This is a genomic window from Acinetobacter sp. ANC 4218 (genome assembly GCF_002135245.1).
In the GTDB taxonomy this organism is placed as follows: Bacteria; Pseudomonadota; Gammaproteobacteria; order Pseudomonadales; family Moraxellaceae; genus Acinetobacter.
This window is the reverse complement of record NZ_NEGD01000007.1, coordinates 32629-47802: the sequence shown is the minus strand read 5'-3', so window position 1 is coordinate 47802 and position 15174 is coordinate 32629. Positions and strand designations below refer to the sequence as shown.

16 protein-coding genes are annotated in these 15174 nt (G+C 40.7%); 9 read left to right on the top strand and 7 right to left on the bottom strand.

Features of this window, described 5'->3' with window-relative positions; genetic code table 11:
- Nucleotides 1-51: 51 nt before the first annotated feature.
- Complete coding sequence (gene ilvA, locus B9T38_RS08200) at nt 52-1590, bottom strand: threonine ammonia-lyase, biosynthetic (RefSeq protein WP_086196335.1); 1539 nt, start codon at nt 1588-1590, stop codon at nt 52-54.
- A 107-nt stretch (nt 1591-1697) separates the two neighbouring features.
- On the opposite strand from ilvA, the gene rpiA reads away from it, so the two are divergent.
- The 7 genes from rpiA (at nt 1698) to B9T38_RS08165 (ending at nt 8552) form a co-directional block, all read left to right on the top strand.
- Entirely contained in the window at nt 1698-2369 is a 672-nt protein-coding gene (gene rpiA / locus B9T38_RS08195) for a ribose-5-phosphate isomerase RpiA (RefSeq protein WP_086196334.1), read from the top strand.
- 102 nt (nt 2370-2471) lie between these two features.
- Nucleotides 2472-3152 (top strand): M48 family metallopeptidase, encoded by a 681-nt coding sequence (locus B9T38_RS08190; RefSeq protein ID WP_086196333.1) that lies wholly within the window; start codon nt 2472-2474, stop codon nt 3150-3152.
- A gap of 297 nt (nt 3153-3449) precedes the next feature.
- On the top strand, nt 3450-4505 hold the full coding sequence (gene argC, locus B9T38_RS08185) for an N-acetyl-gamma-glutamyl-phosphate reductase (protein WP_171263210.1): 1056 nt from the start codon (nt 3450-3452) through the stop codon (nt 4503-4505).
- 78 nt (nt 4506-4583) lie between these two features.
- Nucleotides 4584-5339, top strand: a complete 756-nt coding sequence (locus B9T38_RS08180; RefSeq protein ID WP_086196331.1) for a DUF6776 family protein — start codon at nt 4584-4586, stop codon at nt 5337-5339.
- Nucleotides 5340-5357: 18 nt separating this feature from the next.
- Nucleotides 5358-5780: an ATP-dependent Clp protease adapter ClpS gene (gene clpS / locus B9T38_RS08175; RefSeq protein ID WP_086196330.1), complete on the top strand. Its 423-nt coding sequence runs from the start codon at nt 5358-5360 to the stop codon at nt 5778-5780.
- Between the two features lie 9 nt (nt 5781-5789).
- Entirely contained in the window at nt 5790-8066 is a 2277-nt protein-coding gene (gene clpA / locus B9T38_RS08170; protein ID WP_086196329.1) for an ATP-dependent Clp protease ATP-binding subunit ClpA, read from the top strand.
- Between the two features lie 132 nt (nt 8067-8198).
- Nucleotides 8199-8552, top strand: coding sequence for a YnfA family protein (locus B9T38_RS08165; RefSeq protein ID WP_086196328.1), 354 nt, complete (start codon nt 8199-8201; stop codon nt 8550-8552).
- A gap of 25 nt (nt 8553-8577) precedes the next feature.
- Here B9T38_RS08165 and B9T38_RS08160 read toward each other — a convergent pair whose 3' ends face one another.
- The 3 genes from B9T38_RS08160 to B9T38_RS08150 form a co-directional block, all read right to left on the bottom strand.
- Nucleotides 8578-9048, bottom strand: coding sequence for a hypothetical protein (locus tag B9T38_RS08160; protein ID WP_086196327.1), 471 nt, complete (start codon nt 9046-9048; stop codon nt 8578-8580).
- Between the two features lie 100 nt (nt 9049-9148).
- On the bottom strand, nt 9149-10069 hold the full coding sequence (gene argF / locus B9T38_RS08155) for an ornithine carbamoyltransferase (protein ID WP_086196326.1): 921 nt from the start codon (nt 10067-10069) through the stop codon (nt 9149-9151).
- Nucleotides 10070-10183: 114 nt separating this feature from the next.
- Nucleotides 10184-10834: a TetR/AcrR family transcriptional regulator gene (locus B9T38_RS08150; protein WP_086196325.1), complete on the bottom strand. Its 651-nt coding sequence runs from the start codon at nt 10832-10834 to the stop codon at nt 10184-10186.
- Nucleotides 10835-11169: 335 nt separating this feature from the next.
- On the opposite strand from B9T38_RS08150, the gene prpB reads away from it, so the two are divergent.
- Both prpB and prpC read left to right on the top strand, forming a co-directional pair.
- Nucleotides 11170-12045, top strand: coding sequence for a methylisocitrate lyase (gene prpB, locus B9T38_RS08145; RefSeq protein ID WP_086174234.1), 876 nt, complete (start codon nt 11170-11172; stop codon nt 12043-12045).
- A gap of 24 nt (nt 12046-12069) precedes the next feature.
- Complete coding sequence (prpC, locus tag B9T38_RS08140; RefSeq protein ID WP_086196324.1) at nt 12070-13206, top strand: bifunctional 2-methylcitrate synthase/citrate synthase; 1137 nt, start codon at nt 12070-12072, stop codon at nt 13204-13206.
- Between the two features lie 33 nt (nt 13207-13239).
- On the opposite strand, the gene B9T38_RS08135 is transcribed toward prpC, so the two are convergent.
- The 3 genes from B9T38_RS08135 to B9T38_RS08125 all read right to left on the bottom strand — a co-directional run bounded on the left by B9T38_RS08135 (nt 13240) and on the right by B9T38_RS08125 (nt 15012).
- Nucleotides 13240-13863: an aminotransferase gene (locus B9T38_RS08135; protein WP_086196323.1), complete on the bottom strand. Its 624-nt coding sequence runs from the start codon at nt 13861-13863 to the stop codon at nt 13240-13242.
- 2 nt (nt 13864-13865) lie between these two features.
- Nucleotides 13866-14342, bottom strand: coding sequence for a CinA family protein (locus B9T38_RS08130; RefSeq protein WP_086196322.1), 477 nt, complete (start codon nt 14340-14342; stop codon nt 13866-13868).
- Between the two features lie 259 nt (nt 14343-14601).
- The gene (locus B9T38_RS08125) at nt 14602-15012 is read right to left on the bottom strand and encodes a prolipoprotein diacylglyceryl transferase (RefSeq protein WP_086196321.1); all 411 of its coding nucleotides are present in this window, start codon (nt 15010-15012) and stop codon (nt 14602-14604) included.
- Nucleotides 15013-15174 lie beyond the last annotated feature (162 nt).

The following is a 15174-nucleotide window of genomic DNA, read 5'->3' as shown; positions in this document are numbered from 1 at the left end:
GCAAAAAAATAGCCTGTATGAATACAGGCTATTTCAAGTCATGCTAAAAAATTATTTCAAGAATCGTTGATACCCCAGATTATTGGTAATTTCAGCATATGGATAAGTGATATTTTCCAATGTTTCAATTAAACCATCTGGATTCTGCTTCGCGTCACTTGCTTCTAAGCCAACCAGTACACGACCTTCAGCTGCACCGTGGTTACGGTAGTGGAACAGGGTAATGTTGTGCGTAGGCCCTAAACGTTCCAGGAAAGTCAGCAATGCACCCGGACGTTCCGGAAATTCCACACGGAACAGACGTTCATTTTCAATGTCTGCATGACCACCAACCAGATAGCGAATATGCAGTTTGGCAACTTCATCATCAGACAAGTCATCAACATCATATTGCGTGGTTAAAGTTTCATAAATGTCGTGACGTTCTTTTTCACCACCTTTCAGGCTGATGCCGACAAAGACCTGAGCAGCACTGGCATTACTGGCACGATAGTTAAATTCGGTAATGTTACGGCCTTGCAGGGCACGGCAGAAATTCAGGAATGAACCTTTTTCTTCTGGAATAGTGACTGCGAAAATAGCTTCTTTACGTTCACCGAGTTCTGTGCGTTCAGCAATATAACGCAGGCGGTCGAAGTTCATGTTGGCACCGCAGACAATCGACACCATGTTTTTACCTTCTATGCCATGTTCTGCCACATATTTCTTGATCCCGGCAAGTGCCATGGCACCGGAAGGTTCAACAATACTGCGACATTCATCATAGGTATCTTTAATGGCTGCACAGATCTCGTCTGTGTTGACCAGAACGACGTTAGGTTCAACAATTGGACCCGAGTTATCTGATTTTTGCAGGCGAATTACATCAAACGGTTTTTCACCAATTTGAGCCACGGCCGTCCCGTCAGCAAATAAACCTACAGATGGCAAAATCACACGTTCATTGGCTTCAAAAGCCGCTTTTAAACACGCAGATTCATCATATTCCACTGGAATGACTTTGACATGCGGTGCGACATCGCCCAGGTAAGCCGCAACACCGGCAATCAAACCGCCACCGCCAACAGCTACAAATACATATTCCACATCACGCCATTGACGTAAAATTTCATTGGCAATAGTACCTTGACCTGCCATGACCAGTTCATCGTCATAAGGGGGAATAAAGGTCATGCCATCTTCGGTAGCACGTTGAATGGCATATTTATTGGCAACATCGAAAGAATCGCCGTGCAAGACCACTTCACCACCCAAACGTTTTACTGCCTGAACTTTAATGTCAGGCGTGGTTTTCGGCATGACAATAATGGCGCGAATTCCCAGTTTTTTACCAGATAGGGCCACACCTTGCGCATGGTTACCTGCTGAAGCCGTAATAACGCCACGTTCCAACTGAGATTTCGGTAATTGACTAATACGGTTATAAGCACCGCGTAGTTTAAAGGAAAAGACAGGTTGTAAATCTTCGCGTTTAAAGCGAATGTTGTTGTTTAGCTTTTCACTAATTCGTGGCGCTGCTTCGAGTGGAGTTTCGATTGCAACGTCATATACCGTTGCTTGTAATATTTGTCGAACCAAACGAGACAGCATGTTAATTTTCCATCTAACAGTTTAAAATAGGCCTTTATTGTAACAAACCCCTGTACATTTGGGCTGTTAAATCAGCAACAAATGTCAAAAAATAGTTGAGCCAAGTTATGAGTCTGTATGCTACCCAAGATGAAAAGAAACAAGCTGCTGCAAAAGCTGCTTTAAAACACTTGCCTAAAGGCGGGATTTTGGGGGTAGGTACAGGAAGTACTGTGAACTTCCTCATTGAATTGTTGCCAGAATTGCAACTGGAAGCTGCTGTTGCCAGTTCTGAAGCGACTGCCCAGCGTTTGAAAAAATTAGGCATTGAAGTGGTTGATATGAACAGCGTTGGTGGCTTAGACGCCTATGTGGATGGTGCAGATGAAATCGACCGTCACATGCATATGATCAAAGGCGGCGGTGCTGCATTGACTCGTGAAAAAATTGTGGCATCGATTGCGAAAAAATTCGTCTGTATCGTGGATGATTCAAAATGGGTAGAACAATTGGGGCGTGATTTCCCGCTGCCTGTAGAAGTCATTCCAATGGCGCGTTCTGCGGTAGCTCGTAAAATTGTTGCTTTAGGTGGGGACCCTGTATACCGTGAAGGCGTAGTGACAGATAACGGCAATGTGATTTTAGATGTGCATAATTTGAATATCTTAAATGCGCTTGAACTTGAAAAAACCATTAATAACATTCCGGGTGTGGTGTGTAACGGTATTTTTGCTTTGAATAAAGCTGATATTGCTGTAGTTGCAACAGACAACGGTATTGAAGAGCGTACTGCGGTTTAATTAAACTTTCTAGAAAAATCCCTCTAAATCTCCCTTTCTTAAAGGGAGACTTTAAAGCCCCTCTTTGTAAAGAGGGGTTTGGGGAGATTTTAAAAGAACAAAATGACCCTAAACGACCTACCTGAAATCCAGATTGTCCGTCATGCGCGAGCGAAGAATTTACGCTTACGTGTTGAGCCGACTCAGATTCGTTTAACTGCGCCGGTACTTTGCAGCAAACGACAAATTCAAAATTTTATAGATCAGTCTGAGCAATGGCTCATTCAAACTTGGCAGAAACAACAAGAAAAAATTGTTCAAATAGACAAAACTTTACCGAATGAATTACAGCTGTTTAATTTAGATCAGCCTTTACAGATTATTTATCAAAGCCAAAAGCATGGTTTTATTTTTGATGATGAAAATTTAAAACTTTTGATCAGTGATCGTCAGCCTGAACAATATTTAAAAGCGTTTGTAATCGCCTATGCAAAGCAGCATCTTCCGCTTTATTTGGGGGATGTGAGCCAAGAAAGTAATTTGAGTTTTGGCAAATGTGCGATTCGGCAGCCTAAAACACGATGGGGAAGTTGTACATCGAAGCATGACATTATGTTGAATAGCGGCTTGGTTCTATTTCCTGAAAAGATTACTCGTTATGTCTGTGTGCATGAATTAGCACATACCAAGCACTTTGATCATAGTCCGCATTTTTGGGCAGAAGTACAAAAACATGATGCCAATTTTCAACAGCATCGGAAAATTTTAAAAAATACTGTGATGCCATATTGGTGGGTGACTTAAAAATACTTCTATCAAGATGAATTTATCATTTAGTATATATAAAATAGCCTAAGAAAATCATATATTTCATGATTGTTTCATCCACAGCTCGAAATAAGAGGATGCTTAAGCTTTATCAAGATTTTTTCTCGCGGTTTACGATGTGATGTAACCGATGCAAGCAGAAGTTAAATCTATAAATTAAGAAACTGGCCTTGAATTTATAAAAAAACGTCAATCCTTTGAGAAACAGTTCAGAAAACCAAAACTTCCTGTCATACTACGCAGTTACGAAATGGAAACTTTTGATTTGAGGTAGTGATCGTGATTACTGTTGGTATTGTCGGTGGTACAGGTTATACAGGCGTTGAATTGTTGCGTCTTTTACTACGACACCCAAATGTACAGGTTAATGTACTGACATCACGTACCGAAAAAGGTCGCCGTGTCGATGACATGTTCCCAAGCTTGCGCGGTCATACCGATCTCGAATATTCAGATTTAAACATTGATGAATTGAAAAAATGCGATGTGGTTTTCTTTGCAACCCCTCATGGTGTAGCCATGAAACATGCGGCAGAACTTGTCGCTGCTAATACTAAAGTCATCGACCTGGCAGCAGATTTCCGTTTGCAAGACTTGGAACAATTTGAAAAATGGTATGGTCTTGAACATGCCTGCCCAGATATTTTAAAAGATTCAGTTTACGGTTTGTCAGAACTGAATCGTGAAAAAATTAAACAAGCCAATGTAGTGGGTAACCCTGGGTGTTATCCAACTACAGTTCAGTTAGGCTTGGCACCATTATTTAAACAAACTGAAGCATTGGTGAAACCGGAAAGTATTATTATTGATGCAAAATCCGGCGTATCTGGTGCAGGGCGTAAAGCCAGCCTAGGTATGATTTATTCTGAAAATGCCGATAACTTTAAGGCTTATGGCGTGGCTGGTCACCGTCATCATCCTGAAATTGTGGAAGCACTGGAAAATATTTCCGGTCTTAAAGATGTATTTAATCACATTTTATTTGTACCGCATTTAGTTCCTATGATCCGCGGTATGCTGAGTACCATGTATGTGGATTTAACTGATGCAGGTGATGCTACCGATTTGCAAAGCTTGTATGAACAATTCTATGCCAATGAACAGTTTGTAGATGTAATGCCTGCCAACAGCTCACCTGAAACACGTTCGGTACGCGGTGCCAACCAGCTTCGAATAGCCTTGTATAAACCACAGCCTAAAAAACTAGTTGTGCTCTCTGTACAAGACAATTTGGTGAAAGGTGCGGCAGGACAGGCGATACAAAATATGAACCTGATGTTTGGCTTTGCTGAGAATGCAGGTCTTGCAGGTATTGGCTTATTACCATAAAAAACGTTTTTCGACTTCACACACATTTGGATTTGGATTTAAATGTGTGTTTTGAATGAATCAAAATAAGAGATGACGATGCCGAATTCTGACTCAAATACTCCGTCACAACTGAATTTCCTCAGTAAAAAACCTTTTCTAAAGGGTAATTTGCCGCTGGCAATTGGTGCGGCCATTCTTGTTCTGGGAAGTGGTTTACTGGGCTATTCAGTTGGGCATCGGCAAGGTTTGACTGTGGTTGGCTATGAGGCGGATGCCGAACAGCTGGTCGAAGTAGTGCAAAAGCAAAAAGCCAGCCTGGAAATGCTGAATAAAAATTTGAATCTGGCAGTACAGGAGCGTGATGTTGCGGTCAGTAATTCAAATGATTTGTTTACTGCTTTGAATCAGGCACGTGAAGATAAAAGTCAGGCTGAAGGTTTGAGTGCAATTTACCGTGAAGTGTTGCGTCAGCGTGGTGGTTTAAGTCTGACCATACAAAATATCGGCATTAAACCCTTACCAGAAAATGCCTATGAATATCAACTTGATTTGGTTCAAATCAGTCCGAATAGACGGGGTGTTTCAGGAACTGTGGAGTTGCGTTTAATTCAGGGTACTGAAGTTTTGGTGGTTCCTATGGAAGACAAAAACTTTAACTTTGAAGATTATGAACGTTTAACCGGACGCTGGACCATGCCTAACGGCTTTACACCACAATTCATTGAGGTGCGTTTAACCGGAGCAACAAGTACACCGTTAATTAAGCGTTTTAGTTGGGGACGTGGTAAACCTATAGAGAGTCAATCGGCATTTATTTCTGAAATTCCTCAAGCAGAAGCAAATGCACAATAAATGTGAATTAAAAATCCTATGCGAATGAATAAGCGTCATTATTGTTTAAACACCATCAAAAATTCTTTTCATCAATCGGGATATGTCGACTGGCATATTAGTCCACGCTTAAGTAATGACTCGCAGGATGACGCTGAAGGGACTGACGGGGATGTTGTAGTACAAACGGCTCCCCCTGAATTAAAGCGTCCCCCCTTATATGCTGTTGTTTTGATGAATGACGATTACACCCCTATGGATTTTGTAATTGAAATTTTACAACAATACTTTGCTTTGAATCTTGACCAAGCGACCCAAGTAATGCTAACTGTACATTATGAAGGGAAAGGTGTTGCAGGCGTTTATCCACGAGACATTGCGGAAACGAAAGCGAACCAAGTCAATAATTATGCTCGGTCTCAAGGTCATCCATTACTTTGTCAGATTGAGCCAAAAGATTAAGGGGATTACATGCTCAGTCGTCAATTAGAAGTATCATTACGTTTGGCTGTAAGCATGGCTCGTCAAAAGAGACATGAGTTTCTCACGGTTGAACATTTATTGTTGGCTTTACTTGATAATGACTCTGCAGTAAATGCGTTAAAAGCATGTGGTGCGGACATTATCGTTCTTCGTAAGGAACTGGAAGAATATGTTGAGCAGCACACCCCTAAATTAAGCGAACATAGTGATCAGGCACCACATCCGACGGAAAGCTTTGATCGTATTTTGCAACGTGCGATTTTCCATGTGCAATCGAGTGGTGGAGATCGAACTGTTGAAGGTGCAGACATTCTTGTTGCGATGTATTCTGAACGTGATTCTTTTGCAGTTTACTTGCTTAAACGTCATCAAATTAATCGTTTAACATTAACTCAATATTTATCGCATGGTACACGTAAAGAAGACGTACAGGCTGAAGAGGAAGTGGAAGAGCTGGATGGAGAAACATCGAGTTCTTCAAATGCAGGCCCACTCGATCTATATACCACTAACTTGAATGCAGAAGCGCAAAAAGGTAAAACCGATCCTTTAATTGGGCGTGAAAAAGAAATTGAACGTGCAGCACAGATTTTATGTCGTCGCCGTAAAAACAATCCTTTGCTGGTTGGTGATCCGGGGGTTGGTAAAACCTCGATTGCAGAAGGACTGGCTTGGCTGATTGTTAATGGTAAAGCACCGAAGCCATTAGCCCATGCAGAAATATATAGTCTGGATATTGGAGCTCTGGTTGCAGGAACCAAGTACCGTGGTGACTTTGAAAAACGCTTGAAACAACTATTGAATGCGTTGAAAAAGAAACCGGAAGCCGTCCTGTTTATTGATGAAATTCACATGATTATTGGTGCAGGTTCAAGCATGGGCAGCACTATGGATGCATCAAACTTAATTAAACCGGCTTTATCGAATGGTTCGTTACGTTGTATCGGTTCAACCACGTTCCAAGAGTATCGCCAAGTCTTTGAAAAAGATCATGCATTGTCTCGCCGTTTCCAGAAAATTGATGTTAATGAACCTTCTATTTCTGAAACTATTGATATTTTACGTGGTTTGAAATCGAAATTTGAAGATTTTCATCATGTCAAATATGATGATAAAGCACTGGTTTCAGCGGTAGAGCTATCCGCCAAGTTTATTAATGACCGTTTCTTGCCAGATAAAGCAATTGATGTAATTGATGAAGCAGGTGCTCAGCGCCGTTTGAAAGCCGAGCAAGACGATACGTTAATCACGGTTGAAAATATTGAAGATATCATCTCCAAGATTGCCCGTATTCCACCGAAAACAGTATCGAAAGATGATAAAACGGTGCTTTCAAATTTGGAGCGTGATCTTAAACGTGTGGTCTTTGGTCAGGATGAAGCCATTGAAGCACTTGGTTCTGCAATTAAATTGTCGCGTGCGGGCTTGAAATCACCGGAGAAGCCTGTGGGTAGCTTTGTTTTTGCAGGCCCAACCGGGGTAGGTAAAACCGAAGTCACCAAACAGTTGGCAAAGTTACTGGGTGTGGAACTGGTCCGTTTCGATATGTCGGAATACATGGAACGTCATGCAGTTTCACGTTTAATTGGTGCACCTCCGGGTTATGTGGGTTTTGATCAGGGCGGTTTGCTCACCGATGCCATTCATAAAAATCCACATTGCGTATTGCTGTTGGATGAAATTGAAAAAGCGCATCCTGATGTGTTTAATTTATTATTGCAGATTATGGATCATGGCTCGTTAACAGATAATAATGGTCGCAAGTCAGATTTCCGTAATGTGATTCTGGTTCTTACCACCAATATTGGTGCAGAAAGTATTTCACGTGCCAGCATTGGTTTTAGAGAACAAGATAATAGTAATGACAATCAGGAAGCAATGAAACGCGCATTCTCTCCAGAATTCCGTAACCGTCTGGATGGGGTGATTCAATTCAAGGCATTGCCAACCACAGTTATTGAAAATGTCGTGGATAAATTCCTGACTGAACTTCAGGCGCAGCTGGATGATAAAAAAGTCATTCTTGAAGTGGATCAAAGTGCACGTGAATGGATGGCCGAAAATGGCTATGACCGTTTGATGGGTGCTCGTCCAATGCAGCGTCTGATTCAGGAACACCTGAAAAAACCGCTTGCCGAGATGATTCTCTTTGGTGAATTGGCAGAACATGGCGGCAATGTTGCAGTTTCAGTGAAGAAAGAGAATGGCAAAGCAGTCGGTCTTAAACTGGAAGTGTTTGAAGATCAGACTGCGGAACCTGCGTAATTAAAATCAGTCATAAATAAACCCGTGTTCGCACGGGTTTTTTATTTGTTTCAATTTAAATTTTTTGTGTTTTATCTCAAGTATGATTTTCAAAATCTTTAGAAAAATGAAATCGGATGCGACCTTTAATTTATGGACATTCAAATTACCAAAGTATTAAGCACGGTCTTTTTATTTCTTGTCACTGCTGTGATGGAAATTCTGGGGTGTTATTTTCCCTATCTTATTTTAAATCAGGGAAAAACTCAGTGGTTTTGGATTCCAGCGGTCTTGGCACTGGCTGCATTTGTCTGGTTGCTCACTCTACATCCAGCAGCGTCCGGGCGAATTTATGCAGCCTATGGTGGTATTTATATTTTTAGTGCACTGATATGGTTAAGATTTGTTGATCAGGTCACCTTAAGTCGATGGGATCTGCTGGGCGGAATTGTAGTGATGATTGGGGCAATCATTATTATTTTACAACCGCAAGGTTTGATACGTTAGTTAGCCTAACGTATCAAACGACTGTTTAAAAAGAACATTCACTGTTCTTAATCTTAAAGTCATAGTTTTTACTTTCGGATGACAGCTTTAATTCAACATGATATGGATTTACACGTTGAAATTCATTTTCAAACAACAAGCTGCAGTTCTGCAAAATATTTTTTCTCAGCAGTTTTTTGACTTCCTTTTCACCTACATCTTGGGCAAACTGGGTAAAATCAGGCGTGGTGATAATGCCTTCAATTTTTACCCCATTCGCGCTCATTTGGTATTTTTCCATCAGCATATTTTGATCGATCTGGAAAGGCAATGTGCGCGAATCTTCATCACTGATGACATCTAAAATCTCATTCAGCGCTTTGCGGTCTTTAATTTTATAAGATGAATCCAGAATCTGCTTTTTAACAAAATATTGATCGAGTTCGGTGGCTTTGGCGTGTGCGGTATTAAATATAAGAAAAGTGCTTAAATATAAAAATATTGTTTTAAATGGCATGATCATCATCACTGAGAATACTTATGATTTAAATTAAACAATTTATAGGCATAAAAAAAGCACCCGAAGGTACTTTTTTAGAAAACTTGAGGCTGAAAATTTAATCTTTCTTTAAATTTTCATTAATTAAGAATTCAACCAGTGCTTTTTGTGCATGCAGGCGGTTTTCAGCTTCATCCCAAACCACAGCATTTTTGTGATCAAGCATGTTTTCTGAGATTTCTTCGCCACGGTGAGCTGGCAAGCAGTGCATGAATAAGCAATCTGGGTGAGCAAGGTCCATTAAGCGTTCATTGACCTGATAATCAGCAAAGGCTTTTTCACGGATTTTTTGCTCTTCTTCCTGTCCCATGCTTGCCCAGACATCAGTCACAATCAGATCGGCATTTACCGCAGCATCTTCAGCTGAATCGACAAGTTCTACACAGTAGGCAAATTCAGTCAGGAATTTTTCTTGTGGTTCATAGCCTTTAGGTGCAGCAATTTTTAATTTAAAGCCCCACATGTGTGCAGCTTCAATATAAGAGTTGCACATGTTGTTGCCATCACCAATCCAGGCAACGGTTTTACCTTCAATTGAACCACGGTGTTCAAGGTAAGTTTGCATATCAGCCAATAGTTGGCAAGGGTGGTGATCATCTGTTAATGCATTGATTACAGGTACTTTTGAATAAGAAGCAAAACGCTCAACGATATCATGGCCGAAAGTACGGATCATTACGATATCCAGCATGCTTGATATTACGCGTGCCGAATCTTCAACTGGCTCACCGCGACCAAGTTGGGAGTCACGTGAAGAAAGAAAGATTGCGCTACCACCGAATTGACTCATGCCAGCTTCAAACGAAACACGTGTACGAGTACTCGATTTTTCAAAAATCATACCCATGACTTTACCAACGAAAGGTTGGAAAACTTCATTGTTATGCTGCTTACGCTTGAGTTCGATCCCGCGTTGCAAAATTTGGTTAAGTTCTAAAGTCGATAAATCACGTAAAGTTAGAAAGTGACGGAGAGCCATCATTTACTCCACAATAACCGCTGAAAATAAATTATCAGTAATTAGTTGCTGGTTGGTTAAGAAAAAAATACGGAATCGGCTAATATACTATATGCGAGACAAATTGCAAAAAATCTAACGGGGTTGATGGCCTTCCAGGAAGCGATCTACACAATAAGTAATGTAATTGATGGTTTCTTGATCATTTTCACGGATTGGCACACCCATAAGTACGCACCATTCAATATTGCGGATAATGCCAAAATACAGTTGAGCAGAATAAATCGGTTGTTTACAGTGAATAATCCCGATTTCATCGGCTTTGGTTAGCGCATTGGCTATGGCGATTTGAATATGCTTTGGACCCTGTTCGTGAATGTAAAGAGCAAGCTGTGGGCTGCGCTGTGTCTGTTCAATAATTAAACGAAGGAAGGCTACATTTTCTGGAAGCATCAAATGTTGCTTAACATTTATCAGGGTTTGGATTAAATAGACACGAAGATCATCTTTACCGTGTTCAAAAGGGATGCAGATATCTTTAAAAAACTGTTCCCGACGATAATCACAAATTGCTTTGAATAAGCCTTCTTTATTGCCAAAGTATTTATAGATTGAAGCCTTAGATCCGCCTGCGTGTTGCACAATATCATCCAGTGATACTGCATCGTAACCACGTTCTAAAAACAGGTCGGTTGCACTGACTAATAATGCCACACATCGCTCATGACCACGCTTGGTTGGTGGTATATCTTTACCTAAAGGAGCTAAATGGGCGATTTTATGCATATTGGATAAAAAACTAACAATTAAATAGGAGGGAGATTGTTATTATAACAAATATATGCACAGCGTGCTGTGTAGAAGTGTACTCGCGTACGGCATGATTTGAACTGAAAAAGTCATTTTTCAGAAAATAGCTCAAATTTAGCTTATTTAGCGTACAAAAAAGCTGTGTTTATCAAAAATAAATAATATCTAATATCACGAAAATTTATTGTGCAATAAATTTGAGAATTATTTGACTAAAGTTATAGAGTAAAAATTCTAAAGAGTCATGGCCAAACAGGGGTTTATGGATATACTCAAACTTCGATAAATAAAGTGAAACTGTGGAAAGGAAGATGACACAACAAATGTCTGCAGGCTTAAGATTTAGACAAGCACTGGAAGTTGAAAAGCCATTACAAATTATCGGCACAGTGAATGCCTATGCAGCCATGATGGCGAAAGAAGTGGGTTATAAAGCCATTTATGTATCGGGCGCAGGAGTTGCCAACTATTCTTACGGATTGCCTGACTTGGGTATGACCAGTTTGGACAATGTCCTGGAAGATGTACGTCGTATCACTGAGCGTGTCGATACGCCTTTACTTGTAGATATTGATACGGGATGGGGCGGAGCATTTAATATCGCCCGTACTGTTAAACAGATGATTGCGGCTGGTGCTGCAGCCGTTCATATTGAAGATCAGGTTGCACAAAAGCGTTGTGGTCACCGTCCAAACAAGGAAATTGTGACCCAGCAGGAAATGGTTGACCGTATTAAAGCAGCGGTGGATGCCAAGACTGATTCAAACTTTGTGGTGATGGCGCGTACCGATGCCTTGCAAAAAGAAGGTTTACAAGCGGTGATTGACCGTGCATGTGCATGTGTTGAAGCTGGTGCGGATGCGATCTTTGCTGAAGCGATGACTGACATTACCATGTATCGTACAGTGTGTGATGCTGTAGGTGTGCCTGTATTGGCAAATATTACCGAATTTGGTGATACGCCTTATTACACCGTAGACGAGTTGGGTGAACAAGGTATTCGTATGGTGCTTTATCCACTGTCTGCGACACGTGCAATGCAGAAAGCGGCATTGGAAGTGATGCGTTCTATCCGTGAAAACGGTACGCAAGTGAATGTATTGGACAAGATGCAACAGCGTAAAGAGCTTTACGAGTTTCTTGATTATCATACGTTTGAGAACACTTTAGATAAATTGTTTAAATAAATAATTCAAAATGGAGAATTAAAAATGGCTGAAGGAAAAGTACTGACAGGTGCAGGATTACGTGGACAGGTTGCAGGTAAAACCGCACTTTCTACTGTTGGTAAGAGTGGCGCAGGCTTAACCTATCGTGGTTATGATGTGCAGGATCTGGCGGAAAATTGCCAATTTGAAGAAGTGGCTTATCTTATCTTCTTTGGTGAATTGCCAACGACTGAACAGCTTGCAGCTTATAAGGCCAAATTGAAATCTTTACGTCAGCTTCCGCAAGCGTTGAAAGAAGTGTTGGAACGCATTCCGGCAGATTCACATCCAATGGATGTGATGCGTACCGGTGTTTCCATGCTAGGCAACTTGGAAACTGAAAAATCTTTTGATGAGCAGCAAGATGTTGCAGACCGTATTTTGGCGACCTTACCTGCAATCATCTGCTATTGGTATCGTTATAGCCACGATGGCGTGCGCATTGAAGAAAATACTGATGATGATTCAATCGGTGCACAATTCCTGCATTTACTGCGTGGTGAAAAACCGAATGAATTGCATGAACAGGTGATGAATGTGTCGCTTATTCTTTATGCAGAGCATGAATTCAACGCGTCTACATTTACTGCGCGCGTGTGTGCATCTACTTTATCTGATATGCACTCATGTATTACTGGTGCTATTGGTTCACTTCGTGGTCCATTACATGGTGGTGCCAATGAAGCAGCGATGGAAATGATTGAAAACTGGACCTCTCCAGAAGAAGCTGAACGCGAAATGCTGGGCAAGCTGGAGCGTAAAGAAAAGATCATGGGCTTTGGTCATGCCATCTATAAAGACAATGACCCGCGTAATGGCATCATCAAGATCTGGTCTGAGCGTTTAGCTCAAGATGTAGGTGATACCGTACTTTACCCGGTATCAGTACGCTGTGAAGAGGTGATGTGGCGTGAGAAGAAATTGTTCTGTAATGCAGACTTCTTCCATGCCTCTGCTTACCACTTCATGGGAATTGCAACCAAACTGTTCACGCCAATCTTTGTGATGAGCCGTGTAACAGGCTGGGCAGCACATGTAATGGAACAGCGTGCAGACAACCGTATTATCCGTCCAAGTGCGGATTATACTGGCCCTGAATTGCGTAAAGTGGTTCCAATTGCAGAGCGTACTGCAGCTTAAGATAAAAGCATGAATAAAGCCTCTTCGGAGGCTTTATTTTTTTGCAGTCAGTAAAACCGGATCTTCAATGCTGTAACCTGTTTCAAAAGGAATGCCCAGGTATTTAACCGCCGCTAGAATCTTCTGTTGCCGGGGAATCTTGTAAGCTTGGGATATGCTTAATCCGTGGCGATAATTGATTGCCTGATGGATCTGGCTTTTCAAGCTTTTACTGCTGAGTTGGTAGGTATAAGTATATTTCGGAATATATTGTTGCGGATCATACCAAGACTTTTCTTTAGAGGTGATTTTCTTTAACACTTGGATTTTGATACTTGATTTAGGTAGTGGTGTAAGAGGGTTAAGCCGCTTTTTAATTTTTACTATTTCCTTATCGAACTGCCGACTATCTTGGTCATAATCAATTTTCTTGGTTTTAGGATTGATATATAGCGAATGCACCTGAATCAGCTTTGCCGGTTGTTGGGTATTTTTAAATTGATAATAATAAAGCTGCGGCAGGCGACCACGACCATCAAGATAATGTCTCAGCACATAGACTTTTTGCTCTTTGCTTTCATAGCCCAACACTTCAATATTTTGAGGGCCGCCTACGGTTGCAAAACAGGTGCAGGGCAGCAGTATCAGACTAAATACGAAAGTTTTACTGTTAAACATCCTTAAACTCCCTGAATGAGTTGGGTGACTTCATTTGCAATATATTGAGTTAAAACATCAAGGCGTTTTAATGGGGTACCCTCAATAAAATATTGAAAGTTGTGTATTTTATTTAAATATAAAATTGAGGTGAAAAATGTGCCTTCAGGTTTATTTTCTGTTGCGCTACCGCCAGGTTTGAGTAACCCTGTGCAAGCAACAATAATATCGGCTTGAGTAAAGAGATTTTTTCCTTGCCTTGCCATTGCTTCTGTGACTTCAGCAGATTCCGCGGTATATTTTTCTATCAGTTCAGCATCAATATGCAGGATGTCAATCTTGATTGAGGGATCATAACTGACCAGCCCACCTAGTAAAATTTCTGCACCACTATTTTTGCAAATAGAAAACTGACTGGAAAGATAGCCCGAACTGGCACTTTCAACAAAAGCAATTTTTAACTGATGTGTTTCGAGCAAATCACAACATTGTTTTAGCATGGGTTTGTGTCTCAAAATCAATACTATTTAGTTCAAATTTTTTATCTTGGGTAGGCTTCACTCAAAAATATGGTGAAAGACAAAAAATCAGTTTTTCATTTTTCGGTTCGTGTTTTTTAAATCTATGTTCTTTGTGCTTAACTTTATCTCGATCGTTTTTAAATAAAAATTTTATTTAGAATCTATAAATTATTTTCGATCTCTGGTAAATCACAATAAAAAACCCGCCATAAAGACGGGTCTTTGAAACTGACTGAATTTATTGATCCAATGCAGGTGTTGCCGCAGCAATTGCTGCAGCTACTGCATCATCTTCAGACTGAACTTCACTATTTGATTTGGCTGGAGCTTCTGAAGCTGGTTTTGGTTGAGCTTTTGGTGCTTCAGCTTGAGCAGTTTCAGTTGTGGTCTGTTGAGGAGCTTCACGCACTTCACGACGAATGACTGTAGTTGTATTTGGCGTTTCTTCACGTTCAACTTCTACCTGGGCTGGAGCTTGAGCGTTGTTATCTTCCGTGGCTTCCAAAGGTACAGCTTCGGCAGGTTGATTTACTTGTTCCGTTGTTTCAACCTGTTCTTGCTCATCTTCTTTTGGCGTTTCTTTTTTTACACACGCTGTTAAAAGTAAACTTGCTGCAATAGCACCACAAAGTAAAAGTTTGTTATTCATAATCGCACAAAATAAAGCATTAATTGGATCTTGCCATTATAACAGCAAATATGAATATAAAAATCCTATCAGCTTACCCTAATTTTTTATCGGAAATGCTGATAGAATAACCAATTGTTTATTGTTCTATGAATTGATGCGGAATGACTTTGCTTTATTGGT